Here is a 24718-nt window from a genome sequence, read left to right as displayed (position 1 = left end):
CTTCCCCCGGACCCCCATCCCCCTCTTTTCCCAAACTTTTTGTAGCCGCTTCGCGGGGTGCGAGCGCGGGAAGGTGTTCCTTTTTCGTTCGTAAGGAAACGCCGCAACACGATTTTCCCAAGCTCCTCGGATCGCCGGGGCGGCGTTGGCTACCGTCCCGGATGGTTCGCGCCGGACGGCCCTCCGAGGCCCATGGACGCCCGGCGCGAATCATTCGGGACACCGCCCGGCCAAGCCACCTCCACACCCTTCGCGCAACAACCCACTACCCCGCGCCCCCCCTCGCCGCAGGCGACACAAAAAGTTTGGGAGAGTCCAGAGAACCCTTTTCAAAGGGTTCTCTGGCGGGGTCTGGGGCAGCGCCCCAGCGGGGTTCGGGGCAGCGCCCCGGTCTCGTCCTACTCGGCGAGGAATGCTTCGAGGAGCCGGCGGACGTCTACGTCGTGGGCGGCGTAGAGCATGGAGTGGGCTTTCCGGGCGAGTCCGGCCCGGTCGGCCATGGTTTGTTTGAGGCCGTGGAGCATGGCGGCGTAGCGGTCGGCCATGTCGTGGACGCCGCAGGCGCGGACGATGCGCACGCACTCCTCGTAGGCGTCGAGGGCGGGGCAGAGCAGGGCGCGGAAGTAGGCCACGGGCATGGCTTCATGGAGTTGGCCGTGGGTTTCGAGCAGGGCGGCCAGCAGGGCGTAGCCGTGGTCCCAGAGGGGTTCCTCGAGGAGCAGGGCGTCGAGGTGTTCGGCGCTCGGGTCGGCGCGGAAGCGGTCTTCCAGTTCGGTTGCGCGGGGCTCGGGCAGACGCATGGTCAGGTCGAGCCACGGGGTCAGGGCGGGTTCGAAGCCGTCTTCGTGGAGGAAGGCGCAGAAGTTTTCGCGGGCATCGCGGCAGCGGGCGCGCAGCAGGCGCAGGTTGGCGGCTTCGTGGTCGAAGCGGCCTTCGGTGCCGTGGGTGTGGTGGAAGACGACGCTCTGCGGGATGATCGAGAAATGGCCGCCGCAATGGGCGACGCGGCAGCACAGGTCCACGTCCTCCATGCCGTTGACGAACCCCTCGAAGAAGCCGCCGTGGGCGCGGAAGAGCGGGGCGGGCATGAGCAGGGCGGCGGCGGTGATGACGCTGAAGCGGCGTTGCCGGGCCACGGCCGGGTGGGTGTGCGGGAAGTACTCGTAGAGGTGGCGGAACTCCATGTTGTCGGCCACGGCGATGCCCAGGTGCTGGACGCGCCCGGCGCGCACGGAGTTGTCGTCCGGGAAGAGGAGCAGGGGGCCGACCCCGGCCAGCCGGCGGTCGGCCCGCAGGGCATCCATGAGCGGCGGCAGCCAGTTTCCGGTGACCTGGGTGTCGTTGTTCAGGAAGAAGAGGTGCGCGGCCGAAGAGGCTTCCGCGCCCGCGTTGCAGGCCTTGGCGAAGCCGAGGTTTTCGGGCAGCCGGTGGTGGACGAAGCGCTCGCCGAACAGGGCGCGGCCGAGGGGTGGGGCGGCGGTCGGGGTCGCGTCCGTGGAACCGTTGTCGGCCAGGACGACCTGGAAATCGTCGCCCGGGGTGTGTTCGGCCAGGGCGCGCAGGCACGGCTCGGTCAGGTCCCAGCCGTTCCAGACCGGGATGACGATGGACAGGTTGAATCGGGATCGGGCCATCTCGCCTAGCCCATTTCAGGTTCGCTTTTCCAGGCGAAGAGCGGGGTGAGCGGCTTCATGTTGGTGAAGTCCACGCGCACGGCCACGAACGCGCCCAGGGCCGGAGGCAGCAGGTGCCCATTGGCCAGGTTGGCCAGGGTGGTGGATTTCCAGGTCTTCATGGGCCCGGCCAGGACCGAGCGGGCCAGGGTGGGGCGAAAGCCCGTGGCCCGATGGATGAGGTCCTGCATCTCGCACCAGGTGAACCAGTGGGCCCGGGCCATGGACGAGTCGGTGCCGCGTATATTCATGAAATAATAGAGGGAATTCTTGTTCAGGAAGCCGATGAGCAACCCCTTTTCGGCCACCCGCGCGGCCTCGACCAGCATGGCCTCGGGGTCTTCGGCGAACTCGAGCACGGACCAGAGCAGGACGTAGTCGAACTCGTTTTCCGAGTAGGGCATGTGTTCGCCGTTGCCCACGTTCAGTTCGGCCCGGTTGCCGAACCGGGTGCGCGCGGCCTCGATCATTTCGGGCGAGCGGTCCATGCCGGTGACGTCGAGGCCCATCTGGTAGAGTGTCTCCATGAACAGGCCGGTGCCGCAGCCGACTTCCAGGATCTTGCGCTTGCGCCGGGGCCACCCGGCCAGGACGTCCTGGAGCAGCATGATCTCCCGGTCCAGGGCGTAGCGCCCCTCGGGGGTGTCGAACCATGCTTCGTATTTATCAGGGTCCCAGCTCATGTCGGCGTCCTTGGTCGGTTTCGTCCTCTCTCGAAAGTATGACCATCATACTCCCCTCTGTAAATAGGGGGGCCGGAAAAGTTGGACGAATCCGTCCGGGGGACACCGGTGCGCGGACGGTCAACGCCCGCCGCGCCGTCCGCGCCCGAAGCCGTTGCCGCGGCCACCGGAGCCGCCCCGGCCCTTGCCGAAGCCGTTGCCGCGACCGCCAGGGCCACCGGGGCCGAAGCCGTGTCCGGGCCCTTCGATCATGGGGTCTTCGCGCAGGGAAGCGATGAGCTTGCCGAGGATGGCGCGCAGTTGTTCGCGCTCGGCCTCGTCCAGGCGGTCGAACTGGCTGTCCACGCCGGGGCTGCCGCCGTTGCCCGGGGCCAGTTCGCGGGCCTGGTCCGTGGGGGAGATGATGAAGCCGCGCCGGTCCTCGGGGTTGCGCTCGCGGAGGATGAGCCCCCGGTCCTCGAGCTTGCGCAAAAGCTCGCTCAGGGAGGAGGAGCGCACGTCGAGGATTTCCAGCAGCTCGCCCTGGGGCATGGGCCCGTTTTCGAGCAGCAGGGACAGGACCCGGTGCTGGGCGTGGTGCGCGGAATCGCGGCGGTGGTAGGCGCGGGCCATGAGCCGGGAGGCCAGGCGGAAGAGCCCGGCCAGCTCGGCGTTGGTTGCGGGATTGGCGGGACACATGGCTAGCGCACCCTCGCGGCGTACCCCTCGCCCTTGGGGCAGGAGGGGGCGCTCAGGGGGCAGTGCTTCTCGCACAGCGGGCAGAACCCGGCGTCCGGGCCTAAACTGGGGCCGAAGCCATCGGCCTCCGCGTTCATGGCCGCCCGGAACGCGCCGCCCCGGCCCGGCCGAAACCGGTTCAGCCCCATGCCGCACGGCCCGCGTCCCATGCGTCCCTGGCCGAAGTCGTCGAACCGTTCCCGGTTCTGGCCGCATCCCGGCCCGAACCCGTTCCCGAAGCCCTGGCCGTCGTCGAAATCCCGGCACAAGCCCTGGCCGAAACCACGGCCGTTGCCCTGTCCGCCGCCGAACCCGAATCCGGCGCTTGTGCGCCGCCCACGGCCATGGCTACGGTTGCCTCGCCCGGAACCCTGGCCGCCATATGCATCGTTATTCCATCCAAACATGATCTTACTCCTTTCGGTTTATGATTATGGCACCCGATTAAGTAGGTACCTTCCTTTTATCCACGAATATAGTACCCCGATCCCGCCTGTCAAGATAAAAAGGTACCTTCCTATTTAAATTTCTTCGTCCCACACGCTCCACCCCACGCAGAACCGCAAAAAAAGCAGTCTGTTAACCAACCCCCGCAACCTCCGCGAAGCGGCACAAAAAGTTTAGGAAGGTGAGAGGGGATGGAGGGGCCGGGGGAAGGGGAGAGAGGGAACCCTTTGGAAAAGGGTTCCCTCTCTCCCCTTCCCCCGTGCCTTTAATCCGTCTGGATATTATAGGCCTTGAGTTTGCGGTACAGGGAGCTGCGTTCCAGGCCGATGGCCTTGGCGAGTTGGGAGATATTGCCGTCGAACTCGCGCAGTTTGGCTTCGAGGAACCGGGCCTCGAAGTCGGCGCGGGCCTGCTTGAGGTCGGCCGGACCCCGGTTGATGAGGTCGTCCATGGGGTTGGGTTCGGGGGCCGGTCCGTCCGGAACGGCGGCGCGGGGCGCGGGCTTGAACTCGGGCGGCAGCCGGTCGGCGGTGACGGTGTCGCCCGCGTACATGATGAACATACGCTCCACGAAATTCTTGAGTTCGCGCACGTTGCCGGGCCAGGGGTACTGCTGGAGCACGTCGAGGGCCTCGGGCGAGAAGGCGATGGGCTTGAACCCGTGCTGGCGGACCAGGGTGTCCATGAAGTCGGTGATCAGCAGCGGGATGTCCCCGGTGCGGTCGCGCAGGGGCGGCAGTTCCAGGGGGAAGACCTTGAGCCGGTAGTAGAGGTCCTCGCGGAAGTTGCCCGCCTCGATCTCTCTGGCCAGGTCCTTGTTGGTGGCCGCGATGACGCGCACGTCCACCTTGATGGTCTTGCGCCCGCCCACGTGTTCGAAGGCCTGCTCCTGGAGGATGCGCAGGATCTTGGCCTGGGTCTTGAGGGACATGTCGCCGATCTCGTCCAGGAACAGGGTGGACCCGTCGGCCAGCTCGAACTTGCCTTCCTGGGCCTTTTCCGCGCCGGTGAAGGCCCCCTTCTCGTGGCCGAAGAGTTCGGATTCGATAAGCTCCTCGGGAATGGCCGCGCAGTTGACGGCCACCAGGGGGCGGTCGGCGCGAGAGGACTGGTTGTGGATGGACCGGGCCACGATCTCCTTGCCCGTGCCGTTCTCGCCGGTGATGAGCACCCAGGATTCGGTGGGCGCGACCCGGCCGATGACCGTCTTGAGGCTGACGATGGGCTCGGACTCGCCGGTCAGGGTCACGGGCTGCTCCGAGGAGATGCGCGTCTTGAGGGCCAGGTTCTCCTGGCGCAACCGGGAGAATTCCAGCCCGTTGCGGGCCGAGACCACGACCTTTTCCAGGGACAGCGGCTTCTCGATGAAGTCGAAGGCCCCTTTCTTGAGCGCCTTGACCGCCGTCTCGATGGTCCCGTGGCCGGAGATCATGATCACGGGCAGCCCCTCGAAGTCGCGGGAGATGATTTCAAGGGCCTTGAGGCCGTCCATGCCGGGCAGCCAGATGTCCAGGAAGACCATGTCCGGGATGTCGGTGCCGAGCAGTTCGAGCCCTTCCTCGCCGGACTCGGCCTCGACCACGGAGAAGCCCTCGTCCTCGAGGATGCCGCGCAGGGAGAGGCGGATGGTCTCTTCGTCGTCGATGATCAGGATGTTTGCGGCCATGAGTGCTCCCTTGCAAGGTCGTGCGGCGCGGACGCGCCGTTCCCCCTTATAGATGACCCTGCGCGATGATTCAAGCCGGAGGCTGGTTCAAGGCCGGGACTATCAGAAGCCCCAGTCCTTCTTCCTCAGCCAGTGGTAGGAGCGTTTGCCGTGGACCATATCGCCCAGCGGGCCCGCGCCGAGGTGGACGAACCGGCTGATGGCCTTGCCCCCGAACAGCTTCATGGCCCGGAACAGGGTCCAGCGCAGGGTGTTGGAGCCGTTGAGTTCGGGCAGGATGGTACGGTGCAGGCGGCGGAGGTATTCGGGGCCGGGATCGGTGCCGTTTTCGAGCGCGTTGGCCACGGCCCGGCCCGCATACATGCCGGTGCACAGGGCGTAGAAGATGCCCTCGCCGAAGAGCGGCTCCACGTAGCCGCCCGCGTCCCCGGCGAGCAGGGCGTTGGCGTGCACCGGGTCGTGCAGGTAGCTGCCGTAGGGCAGGGGGTGGCCGCGCTGGCAGCAGAGCACGGCCGGGTCCACGCCGAGCACGTCGAGGTAGGCGCGGAACAGCCTGGCGAAGTGGGTGTCCCCCCGGCGCAGGCCGCAGATGCCGATGAGCACGTGGTCCCCGTTGGGGAAGACCCAGCCGTAGCCCGCGTCCACGAAGCCGATGTACAGGATGGGGCGGTCCACCGGCCCGGGGAAGTCGTGTGCCGGAATGCGGACCTCGATGGTCGCGGCCGTGAACCGGCGCATGGTCCGCAGGTTCACCTCGGGGAAGGCGGCGCGCACCGTGGAGTGGGCCCCGTCCGCGCCGATGATGTACTTGCCCCGGAAGGTCTGGCCGTCCTTGAGGACCACCTCGCCGGACTCCGGGTCGCAGCGGGCCACCTCCTCGCCTTCCCGGACGTGGGCCCCGGCCCGGCGCACGTGGTAGAGCAGCCGGTTGTCCAGTTCGGCCCGGTCGGTCAGGTGGAAGGGATAGGACACGGTCCCCTCGGCCAGGGTCGAGGTGAAGGTGCGGATGGCGTAGCGGTCTGAGACGTAGCGGAGAATGCCGTGTTCGCGCATGGTCTCGGGGGTTTCGCCGAACAGGATATCCAGGAGGCGCATGGTCTTCCAGGTGAGCAGCCCGCCGCAGAGCTTGGAGCGCGGGAACTCGGCCTTGTCCAGGACGAGCACGGAGCGGCCCTGCCGGGCCAGGGTCACGGCCGCGGCGCTGCCCGCCAGCGACCCGCCGCAGACGATGGTGTCGAAAATCTTGGTCATAGCGTCGGCATGCCCCGGAGGGGCGATCACATGGTGTTGATCATGGACGAGGGGGTGCGTCCTTCCTTTTTCAGTTTCTGGTAGGCGCGCAGGTCCTTGTCCAGCTTGTTCAGCAGGGAAGCCACCAGGTCGCGCCGGGGCACCCGGCGGGCCGGGGTGGAAAAGGTGAAGCCGTCCGCCATGGCGACATGGAGTTCGAAGACGATGTCCGTGTCGGGCGTGACCGATCCGTACCGATCCTGGGGCGAGGCATCCACCCTTACCGCCTCGAAGAGGTCGTTGCGCGCCTTGATATAGCTCAGCATCCGTTCGATCTCCCGGCCGGTGTAGGCCTTGCGGTCGAGCTCGCCGGAGAATCTGAGCTTCTTGGCGGCGCTGTTGGAGAACACGGAATCGCCTTTGCGCACGAGGTCCAGGTTGAAGAAGACCCAGATGATGGCCGCGGCCGCCAGGACCATGAGGATGTTCCTGGTCCATTCCGCCGATTTGTTCCGCCGGGGCGAGCTGTGCATGTGTCCTCCCTGAAAGGTGTGCGCCGCGAGGTTCCTATACTATGAAACCCGGGAAGAAAAAAGCCTTGCCTGCGTCCGGGGCGCGGAGAGGCCCGGTTACCTTGACAAAAGAGGGGGGCCGAGGCCAAGTTGTACAGTGGTGGAGCCGTGACGTGGAGCGTTCGGGAGGACCGATGGAGAACAGCAAGATAGCCGCCCTGGTGGAGCTGGGCATCCTGTGCCGGGGGGTGCAGGTGGAGCCCGTGGGGGACGGCGGCGCCGACCCCGGCCCGCACCGTTTTTCGGAGCACTCCCAGCTGTGCCGGTACGAGGACCCCGTCTACCGCCACCCCTTCGAGGACCCGTCGGTGGCCGCCTACGCCGTGTTCGCGCCGGACACCACCATGGAGGCGGCGCTCTCCGGCACCCGCCTGGTGATCCTGCTCGGCGCGGCCGACACCCCGCAGCTGCGCGCGGCCCTGGCCGCCCGGAGCGCAGTGGTCATCCTGTTCGAGCCGGACGAGCGGGTGCTCACCCGCTTCCTGGATCAATTCAAGCTGGCCGGGCTGAACCGGCCCAACCTGTTCTGCTTCACCGGAGAGCCCCGCTCTTTCGATCCGCCCCTGCAAGACATGCTCCCCGGCGGCATGTTCCGGCTGGGCACCCCGGCCGTCTTCGTCACCGAGCGCGTGCGCGGCCTGTACGGCCGGTGGGCCGACCGGGTGGTGGCATACCTGGAGACCCTGCACTACCGTCACGCCATCTACGGGCTGTCCGGCCAGGCCCTGAACCACTCCCGGCCCCTGCGGAACATCCACCGGGGGCTGCTCTACGACCAGCAGCTGCACGCCTTCGAGAACGTGCCCGAGTACCTGACCGCGCCGCCCATCGCCGGGCTGCGCAACAGGCTGCGCGGGGCCGAGGCCATCCTGGTGGCCGCCGGTCCGGACCTGTCGTCCAAGCTCGACTGGATCAGGCGCAACCGGGAGCGCGGCGTGGTCATCTGTGTGAACAACGCGGTCAAGCCCCTGGCCGAGGCGGGCATCCAGCCGCATTTCGTGATCATCAACGACACCTCCATCGACTCCGGGATGGTCTTCCGGCACATCCCGAAGCTGCCCGAGACCATCCTGGTCGCCCATTGCCTGTCCGACCTGGGCGGCGACCGCTTCCGGCAGAAATACCTGTTCGGCTCGTTCCTGCCGCAGATTTTCGGCGAGCGGGAGGACCTCCGGCTCCACGGCTCGGTCATCTCCACGGCCTTTTCCCTGGCCCGGCACCTGGGCTGCGCCCGCTGCGTGCTGGTCGGGGCCCAGCTGGCCTCCACCAACCCGTGGGGGCTGAGCTACGCCACGGGCACGGTCAAGGACGCGCCCGAGGCCGGGGAGCGGGAGCTGATCAACGAACACCCCCAGCTCTGCCCGGTGACCACGCCCTTCGGGGAGCCGCTCTTCACCACGCTCAACTTCCTGGACGCGGCCCTGTGGCTGTCCGAGGAGATCCGCGTGTCCGGGGTGCCCTGCGTGAACACCTCGAAGGCGAGCATCCTGTTCGGGGAGGGCATCGAGTACGACGAGGAGCCCGTGCTTGCGGGCCGTGCGCCGAGCATGAAGGATCTGTTCCGGCCCGAGCCGCCGCGCGTGGACCGGGAGGAGGCGGGCCGCTGGCTGCGGCGGGAGATCCGGCTGTGGACCAGCGTGGCCGAGGCCGCCCGGACCCTGCTGGGCGACGACACCCCGGCCATGGCGGCCAAGGGCATGGCCATCCTGGAGCAGCTGGACAGGAACAACGTCACCTATCTGGCGGAGCGGTTCAGGGGATTCAGCAACGGCGAATTCTACCGGCTGGTCTTCGAGGGGGACGAATCCTCACGGCGCAAGGGGCTGCGCCTGTATTTCCGCAACGTGCTCGCCATGAGCGGCGAATTCCTCGGCCTGCTCGGAAACGCCCTGAAATCCCTCTAGAGATCGCGGCGGCAGGCCAGCGGCATGCGCCAGCCCGTGCCGAAGGAGCGCGGGGTGAGCTTGATGCCGGGCGCGGCTTGGCGGCGCTTGAACTCCGCGATGCGCACCAGGTTGAGGACCCGGCTCACCGTGGCCTCGTCAAAGCCCGCCGCGACGATCTCGTCCTTCGACTGGTGGTGCTCGATGTGCCGGGCCAGGATGGCGTCGAGCACGGCGTAGTCGGGCAGTGAGTCCTGGTCCTTCTGATCGGGCCTCAGCTCGGCCGACGGCGGCTTGGTGATGATCGCCTCCGGGATGTGCGGGGCGACGTTGGCGTTGTACCATTTGGCCAGGTTGAACACCCCGGTCTTGTCCACGTCCGAGATGACCGCGAACCCGCCGGACATGTCCCCGTAAATGGTGCAATAGCCCACGGCCAGCTCGGACTTGTTGCCCGTGGTCAGGAGCATGGCCCGGTACTTGTTGCTGAGCGCCATGAGCAGGTTGCCCCGGATGCGCGACTGGATGTTCTCCTCGGTGGTGTCCGGCGCAAAGCCCTCGAAGGGGCCCGCCAGGGTCTTCTCGAACTGGGCCATGATCGGCTCGATGGGCAGGGTCAGGGTCTTCACCCCGAGATTTTTCGCCAACTCCAGGGAATCGTCGATGGACCCCCTGCTCGAATAGGGCGAGGGCATGAGCACGCAGGTCACGTTCTCCGCGCCCAGGGCCTCGGCGGCCACGGCGGCGGTCACGGCCGAGTCGATGCCCCCGGACAGCCCGACGAGGGCTGTGGAAAAACAGCTCTTGCGCACGTAGTCGCGGGTGCCGGTGACCAGGGCGCGCCAGGTCTCGGCCTCGCGGCGGAAATCGTCGTCGGCCACGGTGTTGGCCGAGGGGTTGTCCGTGTCCACCACGATGACGTCCGTATCGAATCCCCTGGCCCGGGCCATGAGCGCGCCGTCGGGCGCAAACGCGCAGGACCGGCCGTCAAAGACCAGGTCGTCGTCGGCCCCGGCCTGATTGACGTAGACCATGGGCACTCCGTATTTGCGGGCCACGGCCCCGAGCATGTCCTCGCGCAGTTGCTGCTTGCCCAGGGAGAGCGGCGAGGCCGAGAGGTTGACGAGCACGTCCGGGCCTTGGGCGCAGGACTCCTCCAGCGGATCGCGCGAATAGGTTCGAGCCTCCCAGTAGTCCTTGTCGTTCCAGGCGTCCTCGCAGATGGTCACGGCCACGGTCCAGCCCTTGTGGCGAATGATGTTGGCCTCGGGGTCCCCGGCCGGGGCGGGCTCGAAATAGCGCGCCTCGTCGAACACGTCGTAGGTGGGCAGCAGGGTTTTGCGCACGGCCTTGACGATCTCGCCGCCCTCGCAGAATAGGGCGCAGTTGAAGACCGACTTGCCCAGGCGTGAGGGGTTGCGCTCCACCGTGCCGAGCAGCAGGGGCGGGCCGTCCCTGAGCTCGCGGGCCAAGGCCTCGGCGTGCTCGCGGGTGCGCTCGATGAAGCCGTTGTAGAGCAGGAGGTCTCGGGGGGGATAGCCGGTCAGGGCCATCTCCGAGGTCACGCAGAGGTCCGCGCCGAGGGAGCGCGCGTGGCGGGCCGCGTCCAGTATCCTGGCCGCGTTGCCGTCCAGGTCGCCGACAATGGGATTGAGTTGCAGGAGGCCGATTTTCATGGGGCCGTGATACGCCAAAGCCGCGCCGGGGGCAATACGTGGACCCGCTTCTTGTTGCCCGGAACGCGCCGGCGGGGGCTAGGCCCGGTCCTTGCAGAAAAGTAACCCCGGCGTCAGGCAAATGGCGACATGGCGTGCAGGGCGACCCCGTTTTCGGCTCGGGAATCGTTTGTCGTGTAAATAAAAACGGCGAAATACCTCAAGGTATTTGGCTTTTGCGTCGAATAATCATACGGTCGGTGTATGATCAAAATGAGCATGCAGCGATAATTGCTTCGAAACCGTGGGCGCCGACAGGTAGAATATGAGAAAAAAGGCTTTGATTACAGGAGTAACCGGACAGGACGGTTCCTATTTGGCGGAGCTTCTGCTCGGCAAGGGCTATGAGGTGCACGGCCTGAAGCGCCGGGCCTCGCTGTTCAACACCGAGCGGGTGGAGCACCTGTACCAGGACCCCCACGAGGAGGACCAGCGGTTCATCCTGCACTACGGCGACATGACCGACGCCACGAACCTGATCCGGGTCGTGCAGGAGGTCCAGCCCGACGAGATCTACAACCTGGCCGCGCAGAGCCATGTGGCCGTCTCCTTCGAGACCCCGGAATACACCGCCGACACCACGGCTTTGGGTCCGTTGCGCCTGCTGGAGGCCATCCGCATCCTGAAGCTGGAGGGCAAGACCCGGTTCTACCAGGCGTCCACCTCCGAGCTGTTCGGCAACTCCGGGGTGGACAAACAGGGCGAAATGACGCCGTTCGCGCCGCGTTCGCCCTATGCTGCGGCCAAGCTCTACGCCTACTGGATCACGGTGAACTACCGCGAGGCCTACGGCTTGCACGCCAGCAACGGCATCCTGTTCAACCACGAGTCCCCGCGCCGGGGCGAGACCTTCGTCACCCGGAAGATCACGCGCGGGCTGACGCGCATCGCCGCGGACCTGGACGAATGCCTGTGGCTGGGCAATCTCGACGCCCGCCGCGACTGGGGGCATGCCGCCGACTTCACGGAGATGATGTGGCTGATGTTGCAGCAGGACACCCCGGACGACTACGTCATCGCCACCGGCACCAGCTATTCGGTGCGCGACTTCGTGGAGCTGGCCGGGCGCGAGCTGGGCATGGACATCGCCTGGCGGGGCAAGGGGGTTGACGAAGAAGGGTTCGACGCGAAAAGCGGCGCCGTCCTGATCAGGATCGACCCCAGATACTATCGCCCGACCGAAGTGGACAGCCTGACCGGCGAGGTGGGCAAGGCCCGGGAAAAGCTGGGCTGGACGCCCAAGACTTCTTTCAAGACCATGATCGCGGAGATGGTCGCTTCCGACCTGGAAAAGGCCAGGGCCGAAGTGCTCTGCCGGGAAAACGGCTACGACGCGCCGTCCATGTGCCGGGGGGAATGATGCGCAAGGATGCCCGGATTTTCGTGGCCGGCCACCGGGGGCTGGTGGGTTCGGCCATTGCCAGGCGGCTTCGGGACGCGGGGTATGCGGACCTGATCCTGCGTACCCATGGGGAGCTGGACCTGACCAGCCAGGCCGAAGTGGCCCGGTTCTTCGAGGAGGAGCGGCCCGAATACGTGTTTCTGGCTGCGGCCAAGGTCGGCGGCATCCACGCCAACAACACCTATCCGGCGGACTTCATCCGCGACAACCTGCTGATCCAGACCAACGTGATCGATTCCGCCTATCGCACCGGCACGCGCAAGCTCCTGTTTCTCGGGTCGTCGTGCATCTACCCGCGCGAGGCCCCGCAGCCCATCCCCGAGGACGCCCTGCTGACCGGGCCGCTGGAGAAGACCAACGAGAGCTATGCGGTGGCCAAGATCGCGGGCATCAAGCTCTGCCAGGCCCTGCGCCGCCAGCACGGATTCGACGCCATCAGCGCCATGCCCACCAACCTGTACGGGCCGGGTGACAACTACCACCCCGAGAACTCCCACGTCATCCCCGGCCTGATCCGCCGCTTCCACGAGGCCAAGGCGGACGGGAGCGCCGAGGTGGTCGTCTGGGGCACCGGCACCCCGCTACGGGAGTTCCTGCATGTGGATGACCTGGCCGACGCCCTGGTCTTCCTCATGGAGACGTATTCGGGCAAGGAGATCGTCAACATCGGCACGGGCGGCGAGTTGACCATCCGCGAACTGGCCGAACTCGTGGCGCGCGTGGTTGGTTTCAGTGGCCGCATCCGGTTCGAGCGGCCCGAGATGGACGGGACGCCCCGCAAGCTGTTGGACAGCCACCGCCTCATGGACATGGGCTGGAGCCCGAAGCGGTCCCTGGAAGAGGGGCTGTCCGAGGCCTACGCCGACTTTCGCGGGACGGTCGGCGCATAAGGAATCGGGTCCAGGGAACGCGCGTCTCCGGGCCCGTCAAACGAATGGTTGGTGAATGAACGAAGTGCAGGCATTTTCATGACGCAGGCGGCAACACTCATATCGGTCGTGGTCCCCACCTACAACCAGGCGCAATACCTGGGCGCATGCCTGGATTCCATCTGGTTTCAGGACTACCCGAACATCGAGATCGTCGTGGTGGCCGACCCGTCCCCGGACGACACCGCCGAGGTCCTGGCCGCATTCCGCCGGAGCGTGGCCCGCAACACGGTGTCCCACGCCGCGCGGCTGGAGCCGGACGGCACCGTGTCCCGCGCCGAATATCCCCGGTACCGCGCCGAGGGCCGCTCCCTGGTCATCCATGAGAGCCCGGTCCGGCTGGGGCACACCCCGTCCTACAACAAGGGGTTCGAGCTGGCCTCGGGCGAGTACTGCACCTACATCGCCTCGGACGACATCTGCCACCCGCAGATGCTCTCGGAGCTGGCCGGGCCGCTCGACCGCGACGAGGCGGATTTCGTCTTTTCCGACATGTTCGTGGTGGACGACGCCATGCGCATCCTGCGCGAGTTCCGGTTGCCGGACTACAGCTTCGAGGCGAGCTTCTGCGACTGGTACCTGTGCGGCGTGTCCAAGCTCTACCGCCGCTCGCTGCATGAACGGTTCGGCTACTACGACGACGGCTACACGGCCAACGACCACGAATGCTTCCTGCGCTTCGCCATAAACGGCGCGCGCTTCAAACACGTACCCAAGACGCTTTACTCCGTGCGCAGCCACGATCAGCGCGGCCAGGACGTGCACAGCGAGGCGAGCTGGAGGAAGTTGCTGGCCGAATCCAGCGAACTGGTCCGGCGCGCGCGGGCGTTCCGCGAGCGGGAATCGTTCGGTGACGGAATGATTTTGGAATGAGAACTGCATGATTCCGCCGGTAGGGCCATTTTTCCGCCTCGGGCGTCGGAAAATGGACCGGACAACGGGAGATGACACGGGTCGTGCACGGCCTTTTCGCGAAGGCGCAATCGGGAGACGAAGTAACAGTGAATAGTTGCAACACGGTCCCCATGCCTAAGGAACTCCTGCTCGACGGGTATATCCGCGACGACCTGTGCGTCGATCTTTTCGCGAAGATCGAACGGGAGGTCGACGTCGCCTCGATTCGCCACGCCGGGACGCGCATTTGGCCCCTGATCAAGCTGAGCGTCTACCAGCAGGCCTTCAACCCGGACAAGCCGTTCCTGGTGTTCCGCCGGGAACGGGTGCAGCGGGTGCGGATCGCCCGCGACGCCGCGGCCTACGAGGCCATGAGAAACGGCGCGGGGAGGACGGACGCCCTGTTCTTCTGCCTGCTGCACGAATACTCGCCCACTCCGGGCGGCCTGCACGAAAACCGCTACGTGGACCCCCTGATCGACGCCTTTGCCGGGGAGCGCTCCTTCCTGAAATTCGAATTCGAGGAAGCGGGGACGCCCGGCAGCTTCCCGAGGAAGACGCCCTCGGTGTTCTGGCAGCACCTTGAAAGCCGCGAGGACATCCCGTCCGCGCGGCTCGAACCCATCGAGAATTTCGGGCCCGTCCGGGAGGCCGTGCGCGAGGCGTTCGGGATGGACCTGGACGAGCGCCTGTTCCAGCAGCAGATGGAGATCGTCAACGCCTATGCGGACGAGTTCGCGAACATGCTCGACATCCTCCAGCCTGGCGCGGCGTTTCTGGTCAGCTACTACCACATGATCGGGATGTCCCTGATCAAGGCCTGCCGCAGGCTGGGAATTCCGTCCGTGGATATCCAGCACGGCGCGCAGTCCATGCACCCGTTCTATTCGCCCCTGGGGCTGGTCCCGGAGGGCGGCTGGGATTTCTATCCCGACTTCTTCTGGGTCTGGGGGGAAAACGAGGCGGAGAATATCGCCGGCGGCGTCCTGCCGCAAGGGCGCTCAGCGCACCGCCCCGTGGTCGGCGGGAACCTCTGGTTCGATGGATTCGACAAGGAAGACGGCTTTGAGGCCTCCGAGGAGATGCGGGCGCTCGACCGCGCCGTGGCCGGACGGGAACGGGTCATCCTGACGGCCCTGCCGCGCGTCGCCAACGGGGTGCCCGAATACCTGCTCGAAGCTCTGGCGGCGTCCCCTGAGGGGTGGCTCTGGCTCTTCCGCCAGCACCCGTACCACAAGGACCGGGAAGGAGACGTCCGGCTGATGCTTCCGCCCGAGCTCGCGGAGAAGGTCGAGAGCCGCGCGGCCAACAGCCTGCCCCTGCCCGCGCTCCTCAAGCGCAGCACGAATTTCGTTACCGGCTGCTCCAGCAGCCTGTACGAGGCCCTCTGCTTGGGGACCCATTCGGTCCTGACCCACCTGCGCGGGGCGTTTTATTTCAAGGAATTCCTCGCGTCGGGCATGGTGGACATCGCCCGCACCGCGCCGGAGCTCATCCAGGCCCTGGACGGCAGCCCCGACAGGGGCGCCACGTTGGCCTCCTTCAGGCCGTACCTGAACAATCGGGGGCGCGCCAAGGCGGCCCTTGATCGCATCCTCCTCCCCCGCGCGGCCGGACCCGCCGGGGAGCTTCCGGCGCCGTCGATCCGGGATGCGGCGTTCTCGGCCCCCGCCATGAACGCGCGGCCGTGGGGCGGTCCCGCATGCGTGTCCGAAGCCAAAAGGAACAGCTGAATGCTCACCAAAAAAGTATGGAAGCACATCAACCTGGAACGGTTGAACCGGACCATCGCCTGGCGCCGCGAGGTGCATGAGGAAGTGAAGGTCGACGGCGTCAGGGCCCGGTATTCCGGCGCCCGGACCGTCTGCCCTGTGTGCGGCGGCGAAGACACCGAGGAACTCGCGGTCATTTTCAGCCTGCCTTACCGGGAGTGCCGGAATTGCGGCCATGCCTTTTGCGGCGTGGCCGTGGACCCGGACTACATCGCGGAGATCTATTCGGGCGAGACCAACTATCTCCGGGAATACGCCGACATGGACATGTATCTGCGCAGGGTGGAGGAGATCGCCGAGCCCAAGGTGGCCTACGTGGCCTCCCTGTGCGGCGATCGCCGCGGGCTCTGGGTGGACGTCGGCTGCGGGTGCGGCCATACGCTCTACGCGGCCAAGCAGCACGGCTGGTCCACTCTGGGCATAGAGCCGGGATTTGCCGCGATGGAGACCCTGAACGGCCTGGGCATCGAGATCATAGACGCCTTCGTGGACGAGTCCAATGCCTCCGCGCTGATCAGAAACCCGGACGTCCTCTCGTTCTTCGGCGTCCTGGAGCACCTGGAGGACCCCGGCGCGATCCTGCGCGCCGTATCGGGCGCGATCACCCCGGAGACCAAGGTGGTCATCCAGGTTCCAAGGCATCCCTCCCTGAGTTCGTTCTGCTGCGTCTGCATGCCGGACATCACCGTCCGCCACATGATTCCCCCGCAGCATCTGCATATCTTCTCCGAAGAGTCCCTGGGCATCATCCTGGGGGATGCCGGCCTGGAGATCGAACACGTCTGGGCCTTCGGGCAGGACTTCTACGAATTGCTCAGTTGCGTGTCCATGCCGAACGACATCGAAACCAGCCGTTGGCCGAGGAGCCTCATGGGCTGCGTCAACGACGTGCAGAGGGTTCTGGATGAGCATGGACTCAGCGACAACATGATCGTCACGGCCACGAAACGGCGTGACGGCTGATCAACAAAGGAGCCGCAGGTACAATGTCCCGAATCGAGAGCGCGTATTTTTGTGATTTGTCGCATACCGGGCAGGGGGTGTCCTCCGACACCATGCCGTACCGATCCGGCTGCCTGGCCGCATATCTGAAAAAGAATTTTTCCGCCGATCTCCATTGCGGCATCTATAAGTTCGTCGACGACTTCGACGCCGGATTCAGAGAGCGCACCCCGGATGTGGTCTGTTTTTCCAACTTCGTCTGGAACGAACAACTCAATCTCCGGCTGGCCCAGCGCGTGAAGGATTTTTCCCGCGATATCGTGGTTGTTTTCGGCGGCCCCCAGTTCCCCCGCATGGACGACGGCCAGGGCGCTTTTCTGCGGGACAATCCGCAGATCGACTTCTTCATTGAAAAAGAGGGCGAACGGGCAATGCTCGGCTTGTTCAATGCACTCCGGGAGCATCCCGGCGATCTGGACGCGGTCAAATCCCTGCGCCTGCCGAGCGTCAGGAGCTACTGCAACGGCGAATTCCTGAGCTCGGACTATGCCCCGAAGATTCTTGATCTCTCCGAAGTGGTCTCGCCGTATACCACCGGGCTGATGGCCCCGTTCTTCAGGCAGAACCTCATGCCCGTGCTGCAGACCAGCCGGGGATGTCCGTTCACCTGCACCTATTGCGTGGAGGGCGATCCCTACCACTCGACCATCGGGAAGCATCCCGACGCGACGCGGTTCTCCCGGGAGATCGACTACATCGCCAAGGAGGTCACGGCCTGCGACGGCAACACGCTCCTCAACCTGGCTGATTCGAATTTCGGCATGTATCCCGAGGACATCGAGTACGCGAAATGCATGGGGGAGAGCATCGGCCAATACGGGTTCCCCTCCTACATCCACGTGGCCACGGGCAAGAACAACAAGCAGCGGGTCAACGACGTGGTCCGGCTCGTCAACGGCCGCATGCGCGTTTCCGCCTCGGTGCAGAGCCTGGACAAGGAGGTTCTCGAAAACATCAAGCGGTCCAACATCGACACCGAGGAACTGGCCATACTCGGCAAGGAGGCCATCAACCGCGGGGGAGACTGCTTTTCCGAAATCATCCTGGCCCTGCCGGGAGACACCAGGGAGAAGCATATCTCGGGCGTCAAGCGCCTGATCGACTCCGGCTTCAACCACATCGCACTCTATACCCTGATGGTCCTGTCCGGGTCGCTGATGGACGACAGGGACCACCAGGAAAAATACGGCATGGACATCCGCTACAGGGTTCTGCCCAGGTGTTTCGGAAAATACGAATTCCTCGGCAAGAGCATCGGCTGCGCCGAGTACGAGGCCGTCTGCGTCGCCCAGGACTCGCTCTCCTTCGAAGACTACATGGAGTGCCGGTGCTTCGCGCTCACCGTCTTCGCCTTTTACAATGACAAGGCCTTCGGATATCTGCAAAACATTCTGGAGCATTACGGTGCTCCGGTGTCGGAATGGATATCGAGAATACACGACCTGTGCATGGCGCCCGGTTCCAGCCTCCGTGAGATCTACGCCCACTTCGCCCGGGAGACGGAAAACGAGCTTTTCGCGTCGCCCGCGGACATCTTGCGGTTCGCGGACAGCCCGGGAACGATCGAGAAATACATGAACGGCGAATTCGGGTACAACCTGCTGTACACCTTCAAGTACAAGATCATCGTCCCGGCGTTCCGGGAGGCCTGCGACATCGCCGTCCAGGCCTTCACCTCGCTCCTTGGCGAGATGGGAGTCTTCGATCCGTCGGCGTCCTCGCGCTACGTGGAGGAGCTCGGCCGGTACATCTCCAGCAAATGCGGCGACATGTTCAATGCGAACGACATTCGCGGCGTGCGGTTTTCCTATGATTTTCCCGGCAGGGAGCGGCGCGGGGACTGGACCCTGGGCGACGACGGGCAGGCCGAGGAGACTTCCTGCGACTTCCTCTACCCGGAGGAGACGAGGCGGAACCTGGCCACGCTGAGCAAGCTTTTCGGCACGGACGAGCAGGGGCAGGCGCGGATATTCACGCGTATCCCCATCCAGAGCCTCTATCGGGTCCCGGCGGCCGTGGAGCGGGATTGACCATGCCCAACGTCGTCCATGTCCTCGACTACGGGGTCGGCAACCTCTTCAGCATCGCCAACGCCCTGCGGACCTGCGGGGTCGAGACGGTCCTGGCCTCCGGTCCCGGGGATCTGAAGGACGCGGAACGGATCATCCTGCCCGGCGTGGGCGCCATCGGCCCGGCCATGCGCAGCCTTGTCGAGCGGAACCTCGTCGAGGCTGTTCGCGAGCGGGTCCTGGACGGCCTTCCTCTGCTGGGCATCTGCCTGGGCATGCAGATGCTCTTCGACGTATCCGAGGAGTTCGGGGAGCACGAAGGGCTCGGGCTCGTGCCCGGCCGGGTGAAGATGATTCCCGGCACCACTACGGAGGGAGGCTCGCTGAGGATTCCGCACATCGGCTGGAATCGTATCGGGCCAGTTTCCCCGAACGGCTGGAACGAGGGGGTATTCGCCGACCTGGCCGAGGGGCAGGCGTTCTATTTCGTGCATTCCCTCACGGGTTGGCCCGATGACGAGGGCCACAGACTCGCCGACTGCGTCTATGGCGGCCACCGGATTTCCGCCGCCGTGCGAAACGGCAATGTCTGCGGCGTACAGTTTCATCCGGAAAAAAGCGGCCCGGCCGGGTTGTCGGTCTTGCGGCGGTTCGTTGCCTTGTGATGCGGTGGATGTTTCATGCTGCCTGGGCGGAACCCGGACGGCATGTCCCGAAATTTGTTTGGAAGAGTTGCTCCCGCGATGTCGCACAGTTTTGAAACAGCCCCTGGGATACAGTGTATGAACGACATTTCCTCAAAACGAATTCTGGTCACAGGATGCTGCGGCACGATCGGACGGGCGTTGGTCCGTCAACTCGTCTGTGATCTGTCGCCGCAAGCCGTCATCGGCTTGGACAACAATGAAAGCGAACTCTTTTTCCTGGAGCGGCAATATCCGGACAGCCCGGCCTCCTTCTATCTCGGGGATGTCCGTGACGTGGAGCGGCTGACTTCGCTCATGCGCCAGGTGGACGTAGTCTTCCACACCGCCGCGTTCAAGCACGTCTTCCTGTGCGAGCGCTCCCCGGAAGGGGCCATCCACAACAACGTTCTCGGGGTGGAAAACGTCATCACTGCCGCCACCCGCGCCGGGATCGAGACAGTGATATTCACGAGCTCGGACAAGGCCGTGAACCCGACGAGCGTCATGGGGGCCTCCAAGCTCCTGGGCGAAAAACTCTTCAGTGCGGCCAACATGCTTTCCTCGGGCGACGGCCCCAAGTTCTCCACCACCCGTTTCGGCAATGTCCTTGGCTCGCGCGGCTCCGTCATTCCGGTGTTCCGGAAGCAGATTGCGGCGGGCGGGCCGGTGACCCTGACCCACCCGGACATGACCCGGTTCATCATGAGCGTGGACCAAGCAGTCCGCTTGGTCATCGATACGGCCTCGCTGGCCAAGGGCGGCGAGGTCTTCATCACCAAGATGCCGGTCATCCGCATTCCCGACCTGGCCGAGGTCATGCGAGACAGCCTCGCTCCCCTCTACGGCCTGGACCCCAGGGACATCCCCATCGAGGTTGTCGGGCCGAGGCCCGGCGAGAAGCTCTACGAAGAGCTCATGAATACCGAAGAGGTCCGGCGCAGCATCGAACTGGAAAAATACTTCCTGCTCGTCCCGGCCCTGGACAACCGGGCCAACGACGTCATCTACGACTATCCCGGCAGCCTGGGGAAGGGGGTGGAGCTGCCCTACAATTCCGCCAACGTGCCCGTCATGTCCAAGGAGGAGTTGCGGAAGATGCTGGCGGAATCCGGACTGCTGGACCGGGCCGCGACGTCCGCCACGGAGTGCGAACAATGCGAGTCTTGATATTGGGGGGCGACGGCTACCTGGGGTGGCCCACGGCCATGCACTTGAGCGCCCAAGGGCACGAAACGGCCGTTGCCGACAACTACCTCCGCCGCAACCTGTGCCGTGAGGTCGACGCCCCGGCCCTGTATCCCGTTCCGACGCTGTCCGCCAGGTGCCGCCTCTGGAAGGAGGTCTCCGGCAGGGACATCGCGTCTTTTGTCAGGGACCTCCGCGTGTATGAGGAGATGGCCGAGGTCTTCAGGGAGTTCCGGCCCGAGGGCGTGGTCCATTACGCCGAGCAGCCGTCGGCGCCGTACTCCATGCTCGACAGGAAGGCCGCGCGCCTGACCCTGGACAACAACCTGCAGACCACCCTGAATCTGGTCTACGCCGTCCGGGAGTTCGCGCCTTCGGCCCAAATCGTCAAGCTCGGCACCATGGGGGAGTACGGCACGCCGAACATCGACATCGAGGAGGGCTGGATCGACATTGAGCACAAGGGGCGCAGCGACAGATTTCTCTTCCCCCGCCAGGCCGGCAGCCTCTACCACACCACGAAGATCATGGATACGGACATGCTGTGGCTCTACGCCCGGCTGTGGGGGCTGGCTGTGACGGACCTCATGCAGGGGCCGGTCTACGGCATCGTCACCGACCAGACCGAACGGCATCCCGGCCTGCGTCCCTTCTTCAACTACGACGCGGTGTTCGGGACCGTGCTTAACCGCTTCGTGGTCCAGGCGGTCTCCGGCTGCCCGCTGACGGTCTACGGCAAGGGCGGCCAGACTCGCGGGTACATAAATATCCGCGACACGCTGGAGTGCGTCCACCTGGCGGTCGAAAACCCGGCCGCGCCGGGTGAGCTCCGCGTGTTCAACCAGTACACGGAAACATTCTCCGTGCTCGAGCTGGCCGAACGGGTCCGCAGGGCGGGGAGCCGCCTGGGCCTCGACGTCGCCGTCGAGCACCTGGACAACCCGCGCACGGAGGCCGAGTCGCACTACTATAATCCCGCCCATTCCGGTCTCACCAACCTGGGGTTGGTCCCGCACCTGCTGGACGAGGATGCCCTGGTCGAGCTGATGGGCGTGGTCGGTGAGTTCGCGGACCATGTGGACCCGCGCGTCCTGCGCCCCGAGGTTTCCTGGAAATGAGGACGGAAGAAATCCTACAGCCCACCCCGGAGCGATCCCGGAGGTCAAACGGCATGACGGAACGGATGGAACGAAAACAGGAAGGCTTGCTATGAGATGGAGCAGCAGTTTCCATGTCGGCCGACGCGCCGTGGGCCGGGGTGAGCCGGTCTATGTCATCGCCGAGGCAGGCGTGGCGCATTTCGGAGACCCGGACAAGGCCATGCGCCTTGTGGACCTCGCCGCGGACGCGGGTGCGGACGCGGTGAAGTTTCAGATGTTCAGCACCAAGGCCATGATCTGTTCCGCCTCGGCGGAATGGCGCGAGCGCATGGCCCCGAAGGAGCTGCCCCCCGAGGTCTTCGCCGACATCCGCGCGTATTGTGCCGAGCGGGGCATCGTCTTTTTGTGCACGGCGCACGACGAGCCCAGTCTTGAGGCCTTGGCCGTCCTCGACCCCCCGGCCTATAAGATCGGCTCGGGCGAGTTGCGCAACTGGAAGTTCATCGAGGCCGTGGCCGCTCTCGGCAAGCCGGTCTTCTGGTCCACCGGCATGTACAACGCCGAGGAGGTAGCCAAGGGGCTCGAATGCTTCGCCAAGGCGGGCAACCCGGACGTGGCCGTGCTGCACTGCGTGACCAGCTATCCGACGCCGCCGGAGCAGGTCAACCTGCGGGCGGTCCCCTGGCTGGCCCGGGAATTCGGGGTTGTCGCCGGCTATTCCGACCACACCGTTGGAGAGCACTTCCCCCTGGCTGCAGCCGCCCTCGGGGCCAAGGTGCTCGAGAAGCACATCTCCCTCGATTTCAACGTCCCCAACGCCCAGGACTGGAAGGTCTCCCTCGACGGGCAGGGCCTGAAGGGCATGATCGAACGGCTGCGGGAGATCGAAAGCGGCCTCGGGATAGGGGACAAGCGGCCTGCCCGGTCGGAAGAGGCGAGCGTGGATTGGGCGAGGAAGAGCCTCGTGACCAGGGTCGCCGTTCCCGCGGGGACCACGCTGCGCCGCGAACATCTGGTCTGCAAACGCCCGGGCTACGGCATTCCGCCGGACCAGGAGGACCTAGTGGTCGGGCGCGTCGCCTCCCGGGACATTCCCGAGGATACCCTCATACGATTGGAGATGTTTTCATGAAGAAGCGCAAGGTCTGCATCGTCCTGACCAGCCGGGGAAACTACGCCAAGATGCTCTGCGTTATGCGGGCCATCGAGGCCTCCCCGAACCTGGAACTGCAGTTGATCGTCGGCGGAGGGCTGGTCACCCAGAAGCACGGCTACAAGATTTTCCAGTACATCAAGGAGGAGTTCACGGTCCACCGTATCATACACTTCCTGGTCGAAGGCGAGAACATGATCAGCATGGCCAAGTCCTCGGGCCTGGCCCTGTCCGAATTCGCCACGGCATTCGACGATCTCAAGCCCGATATGGTCATCGTCATCGCCGACCGCTTCGAGTGCCTGCCCATCGCCATGGCCGCGACCTACATGAACATTCCGCTGGTGCACATCGAAGGGGGAGAGGTCTCCGGCTCCATCGACGAGAGCATCCGCCACGCCATCACCAAGATGGCGCACCTGCACTTTCCGGCCACCCATGAATCCGCCCTGCGCATCGAGCGCTTGGGCGAACCGGCCGAATCGATCTTCGCCGTGGGCAGCACGAGCCTGGACGCCATCAACACCATCGACTGCGACGACCCGGAGCCCTTCCGGCACCTCCAGGAAGAGGTGGGCGTCGGAGGGCTCATCGATTTCTCGAAGCCCTACCTGCTGGTCATCCAGCACCCGGTGACCACGGAATACGACGACAACAGGGCCCACGTGGACCAGACCCTGGCCGTGATCGAGGGACTGGACATCCAGACGGCCTGGATCTGGCCGAACATGGACGCGGGATCGGACGGCATCTCCACGGGAATCCGGTCGTACCGGGAAGAGAGGAACCCGCCGAACATCCGGTTCTACAAGGGGCTTCCCATCCAGTTCTTCGCCCCGCTGCTGAAAAAGACCGCCTGTTTCGTCGGGAACTCGTCGAGCGGCATCCGCGAGTCGTCCTTCCTGGGCGTGCCCTGCGTCAATATCGGCGCCCGGCAGGCCGGCCGGGAGCGGGCCTCCAACGTCGTCGACGTCCCCTACGAGCGCGAGGCGATCAAGCGGGGCATCCTGCAGCAGCTGGCTCATGGACACTACCCGTTGGACACCACGTTCGGCGACGGCAAGGCCTCGGAAAAGATCGTCGAAAAGCTCGGCACCTACGACTTCGTCATCCAGAAACGCATCACCTACTGAGCGCCGCACATGGAACAGACACACATCATTCCCGGGGCGTGTTGGGCCCTGGTGCCCGCCCGGGGCGGCTCCAAGTCCATCCCGCTCAAGAACATCCACCCCGTGGCCGGGCGTCCGCTGCTGTCCTACTGCCTGCGGGCCGCGGCCGGCTCGCGGCATATTTCCCGGATAATCTGCTCCACGGATCACGCGGAGATCAAGGCCGTGGCGCAGGCCGGGGGAGCCGAGGTGCTCGACCGGACGCCGGAGCTGTCCGGAGACGACGTGGCCAGCATAGACGTGGCCCAGGACGCCCTGCGCCGCCTGGCGGAACGGGAAGGGCGCCTGCCGGAAGTCCTGGCCCTGATCCAGCCGACGTCCATCTTCCTGACCCCGGAACACGCGGACGAGGCGCTCTCCGCGCTGCTCGGCGATCCCCGGGCCCGGAGCGTCCAGACCGTGGTCCGAGTGCCCCATCACCACCACGCCTTCAACCAGCGCCGCCTGTCTGAGGACGGGAGGGAGGTGGCCTTCGCCTTTCCCGAGAAACGCAGGCCGCCCTACAACCGCCAGAGCAAGCCCGTGTTCTACGCCCTGGGGAACTTCATCGCCACGCGGGTCCGGGCCCTGCTCGAAGGGCACGGCTTTTTCGCCGAGCCGAGCACGCCCGTGGAGATTCCCCTGTTGTACGGATTCGACATGGATGCGTCCGAGGACGTTCCGGTGGCGGAGGCCTATCTGCGGACAGGGCTGGTCAGGCTCTAGCTGTGAAGTTATAGGAGGTTGTTCACTCGGCCCTAATCGGTCAAATTGTGTTTACGAAGACGCAATTGCCGAAAGGAGGACCGAGTGAACATTCATGCCAATGCCAGATTGACGCCGATTCGT

General features: G+C 65.3%; 21 protein-coding genes. 13 read left to right on the top strand and 8 right to left on the bottom strand.

What is annotated here, in order from left to right; translation table 11 throughout:
- Positions 1–398: 398 nt before the first annotated feature.
- The 7 genes from AB6M95_RS15470 to AB6M95_RS15440 form a co-directional block, all read right to left on the bottom strand.
- The gene (locus AB6M95_RS15470; RefSeq protein WP_371387652.1) at positions 399–1634 is read right to left on the bottom strand and encodes a glycosyltransferase family 2 protein; all 1236 of its coding nucleotides are present in this window, start codon (positions 1632–1634) and stop codon (positions 399–401) included.
- 5 nt (positions 1635–1639) lie between these two features.
- Positions 1640–2356 (bottom strand): class I SAM-dependent methyltransferase, encoded by a 717-nt coding sequence (locus AB6M95_RS15465; protein ID WP_371387651.1) that lies wholly within the window; start codon positions 2354–2356, stop codon positions 1640–1642.
- 120 nt (positions 2357–2476) lie between these two features.
- Positions 2477–3034 carry a MarR family winged helix-turn-helix transcriptional regulator gene (locus AB6M95_RS15460; protein WP_371387650.1) on the bottom strand — a complete coding sequence of 186 codons (558 nt, stop codon included), beginning with the start codon at positions 3032–3034 and terminating at the stop codon, positions 2477–2479.
- A 2-nt stretch (positions 3035–3036) separates the two neighbouring features.
- A complete protein-coding gene (locus AB6M95_RS15455; RefSeq protein WP_371387649.1) occupies positions 3037–3480 on the bottom strand; it encodes a hypothetical protein in 444 nt (147 codons plus the stop codon).
- 305 nt (positions 3481–3785) lie between these two features.
- Positions 3786–5186, bottom strand: a complete 1401-nt coding sequence (locus tag AB6M95_RS15450; RefSeq protein WP_371387648.1) for a sigma-54-dependent transcriptional regulator — start codon at positions 5184–5186, stop codon at positions 3786–3788.
- Positions 5187–5288: 102 nt separating this feature from the next.
- Entirely contained in the window at positions 5289–6437 is a 1149-nt protein-coding gene (locus tag AB6M95_RS15445; protein ID WP_371387647.1) for an NAD(P)/FAD-dependent oxidoreductase, read from the bottom strand.
- Between the two features lie 26 nt (positions 6438–6463).
- Positions 6464–6949, bottom strand: a complete 486-nt coding sequence (locus AB6M95_RS15440) for a hypothetical protein (RefSeq protein WP_371387646.1) — start codon at positions 6947–6949, stop codon at positions 6464–6466.
- Between the two features lie 173 nt (positions 6950–7122).
- Between AB6M95_RS15440 and AB6M95_RS15435 the strand changes: the two genes are divergently transcribed.
- Positions 7123–8892 (top strand): 6-hydroxymethylpterin diphosphokinase MptE-like protein, encoded by a 1770-nt coding sequence (locus AB6M95_RS15435; protein ID WP_371387645.1) that lies wholly within the window; start codon positions 7123–7125, stop codon positions 8890–8892.
- Here AB6M95_RS15435 and AB6M95_RS15430 read toward each other — a convergent pair.
- Positions 8889–10547: an NAD+ synthase gene (locus AB6M95_RS15430; protein ID WP_371387644.1), complete on the bottom strand. Its 1659-nt coding sequence runs from the start codon at positions 10545–10547 to the stop codon at positions 8889–8891. The genes AB6M95_RS15435 and AB6M95_RS15430 overlap by 4 nt on opposite strands.
- Positions 10548–10851: 304 nt before the next feature.
- Here AB6M95_RS15430 and gmd point away from each other — a divergent pair, with 304 nt between their 5' ends.
- The 12 genes from gmd (at position 10852) to AB6M95_RS15370 (ending at position 24595) form a co-directional block, all read left to right on the top strand.
- The gene (gene gmd, locus AB6M95_RS15425; RefSeq protein ID WP_371387643.1) at positions 10852–11946 is read left to right on the top strand and encodes a GDP-mannose 4,6-dehydratase; all 1095 of its coding nucleotides are present in this window, start codon (positions 10852–10854) and stop codon (positions 11944–11946) included.
- The gene (locus AB6M95_RS15420; RefSeq protein ID WP_371387642.1) at positions 11946–12878 is read left to right on the top strand and encodes a GDP-L-fucose synthase family protein; all 933 of its coding nucleotides are present in this window, start codon (positions 11946–11948) and stop codon (positions 12876–12878) included. The genes gmd and AB6M95_RS15420 overlap by 1 nt, the downstream gene beginning before the upstream one ends.
- A 78-nt stretch (positions 12879–12956) precedes the next feature.
- A complete protein-coding gene (locus tag AB6M95_RS15415; RefSeq protein ID WP_371387641.1) occupies positions 12957–13790 on the top strand; it encodes a glycosyltransferase family 2 protein in 834 nt (277 codons plus the stop codon).
- Positions 13791–13942: 152 nt separating this feature from the next.
- On the top strand, positions 13943–15544 hold the full coding sequence (locus tag AB6M95_RS15410) for a hypothetical protein (RefSeq protein WP_371387640.1): 1602 nt from the start codon (positions 13943–13945) through the stop codon (positions 15542–15544).
- Positions 15545–16546, top strand: a complete 1002-nt coding sequence (locus AB6M95_RS15405; RefSeq protein WP_371387639.1) for a methyltransferase domain-containing protein — start codon at positions 15545–15547, stop codon at positions 16544–16546.
- 92 nt (positions 16547–16638) lie between these two features.
- Positions 16639–18615, top strand: a complete 1977-nt coding sequence (locus AB6M95_RS15400; RefSeq protein WP_371387638.1) for a B12-binding domain-containing radical SAM protein — start codon at positions 16639–16641, stop codon at positions 18613–18615.
- Positions 18616–18617: 2 nt separating this feature from the next.
- Positions 18618–19259: an imidazole glycerol phosphate synthase subunit HisH gene (hisH, locus tag AB6M95_RS15395; protein ID WP_371387637.1), complete on the top strand. Its 642-nt coding sequence runs from the start codon at positions 18618–18620 to the stop codon at positions 19257–19259.
- Positions 19260–19376: 117 nt separating this feature from the next.
- Positions 19377–20447: a polysaccharide biosynthesis protein gene (locus tag AB6M95_RS15390; protein ID WP_371387636.1), complete on the top strand. Its 1071-nt coding sequence runs from the start codon at positions 19377–19379 to the stop codon at positions 20445–20447.
- A complete protein-coding gene (locus tag AB6M95_RS15385; protein ID WP_371387635.1) occupies positions 20435–21583 on the top strand; it encodes an NAD-dependent epimerase/dehydratase family protein in 1149 nt (382 codons plus the stop codon). The genes AB6M95_RS15390 and AB6M95_RS15385 overlap by 13 nt, the downstream gene beginning before the upstream one ends.
- 91 nt (positions 21584–21674) lie before the next feature.
- Entirely contained in the window at positions 21675–22697 is a 1023-nt protein-coding gene (locus AB6M95_RS15380) for an N-acetylneuraminate synthase family protein (RefSeq protein WP_371387634.1), read from the top strand.
- Entirely contained in the window at positions 22694–23851 is a 1158-nt protein-coding gene (gene neuC / locus AB6M95_RS15375) for a UDP-N-acetylglucosamine 2-epimerase (protein WP_371387633.1), read from the top strand. The genes AB6M95_RS15380 and neuC overlap by 4 nt, the downstream gene beginning before the upstream one ends.
- A 9-nt stretch (positions 23852–23860) precedes the next feature.
- A complete protein-coding gene (locus tag AB6M95_RS15370) occupies positions 23861–24595 on the top strand; it encodes an acylneuraminate cytidylyltransferase family protein (protein ID WP_371387632.1) in 735 nt (244 codons plus the stop codon).
- Positions 24596–24718: the final 123 nt, after the last annotated feature.

The sequence above is a fragment of the Pseudodesulfovibrio karagichevae genome (assembly GCF_041414475.1).
GTDB classification, from domain to species: Bacteria; Desulfobacterota; Desulfovibrionia; order Desulfovibrionales; family Desulfovibrionaceae; genus Pseudodesulfovibrio; species Pseudodesulfovibrio karagichevae.
The sequence above is the reverse complement of the archived record's forward strand: the minus strand, read 5'-3'. Positions and strand labels throughout refer to the sequence as shown.